This is a genomic window from Acinetobacter sp. 228 (genome assembly GCF_048147885.1).
In genome coordinates this window covers 1-1,588 of sequence record NZ_JAYWYV010000188.1, presented here as the reverse complement: position 1 = coordinate 1,588, position 1,588 = coordinate 1, and the positions used below count along the sequence as shown (strand labels likewise).

General features: G+C 40.3%; 1 protein-coding gene and 1 pseudogene. One reads left to right on the top strand and one right to left on the bottom strand.

Annotated elements, in window-relative coordinates; translation table 11 throughout:
- Positions 1 to 691, top strand: a 691-nt coding sequence (locus VXQ92_RS17220) for an SDR family NAD(P)-dependent oxidoreductase (protein WP_416682641.1), incomplete at its 5' end; no start/stop codon positions are given.
- Between the two features lie 56 nt (positions 692 to 747).
- On the opposite strand, the pseudogene VXQ92_RS17215 reads toward VXQ92_RS17220, so the two are convergent.
- Positions 748 to 1,588: pseudogene (locus VXQ92_RS17215) on the bottom strand (MATE family efflux transporter); the annotation flags it as partial.

The following is a 1,588-nucleotide window of genomic DNA, read 5'->3' as shown; positions in this document are numbered from 1 at the left end:
GCTATTAAAACCCTACAGTAACATTACTGTAACAACCAAGAAGTTAGACGTGTCTGACCGTGAGGCTGTAAAGCAGTGGGCACAGGAAACTGTTCAAGATCATGGCTGTGTTAACCTGATTTTTAACAATGCTGGTGTAGCTTTAGGCTCAACTGTAGAAGGCGCGACTTACGAAGATTTAGAGTGGATTGTGGGAATTAACTTCTGGGGCGTGGTTTACGGTACTAAAGAATTCTTACCGTTCATTAAGCAAACACAAGATGGCCATATTATTAATATTTCCAGCTTATTTGGTTTAACGGCTCAACCGACACAGTCTGGCTATAATGCAACTAAATTTGCGGTACGTGGTTTTACTGAGTCATTGCGTCAAGAGTTAGATATTGAAAAATGCGGCGTAAGTTCGCTATGTGTACATCCGGGCGGTATTCGTACTAATATCGCTAAAGCTGCAAAAATGAGTGATAGCTTGAGTAGCTTGGGTATGGACCCAACTAAATCGATTCAAAACTTTGACAAGTTATTGCGTACCCCACCAGAGGAAGCAGCTCGTCAAATTTTAGATGCAGTTTTGAAAAATAAACGCCGTTTACTCATCGGTAGCGATGCAAAAATTTTGGATGCATTCCAGCGTTTATTCCCAACGGGATATCAACGTGCTTCAACCATTGTAACCAAATGGATGAAATAAGGTTTAAAAGAAAAAAGCCATCAATTGATGGCTTTTTTTATAAGGTTTAATGCATTCTAAATAAGAACTTTGATCTTCTTTTTCTTCCAGATAAATTGATAATACAAGCCTTGAATAATACATAAACTGACAAATGCCAAGGCATAGGCGACCCAAATGCCTTTAAGTCCCCACATCGAACTAAACCAGTAAGCACATGGCATTTCAATAAATAAAATGGCAGAGATGTTAATCAGCATCGGTACGGTTACAGTCCCACTGGCACGCATAATTGATGCAAAAATGGCACCTGCACCAAAGAATAAAATTGCCCAAAGTACAATAAATAAAAGCTGTTGCCCTAACACCACCACAGTTGGATCTGTGATGAATAAAGCCATCAAATATTTTGAAAATAGATAGCCGAGTGCAATTAAGGCACCTGTAATAAAAAGTTCATTCCCAAAGCGGTGCGTGTAACACGTGCGAGTAGGTCCGACTTACCAGCACCAATCGCTTGTGCTGCAAAGATTGAGGCCGCGATGGAGATCGAAATCGCTGGAAATTGAATATAGTTGAGTACCTGATTCACGGCACCATAGGCCGCTGTGGCATGAGCTCCGAAACGGTTTACTAAACCCACAATGACTAAACCGGCCATTGAAGTGGTAATCATTTGAATACCGGTTGGAACACCTAGGCGTAAAATGATTTTACTTAATGCCGAATTATGACGGATATGTTGCAAAAGCTGACGGTTCGGCCGAAGTGGATGCTTTTTCTTATTTAGATAAATCGCAAGAAAAATTAAGATAGCAATATAACTAATAATTGACGCTATAGCCGGTGCAATAATACCGAGGGCAGGAAAGCCAAAATAACCTTTCAGCAGAATTGGTGTAATAATTACGCCGATCA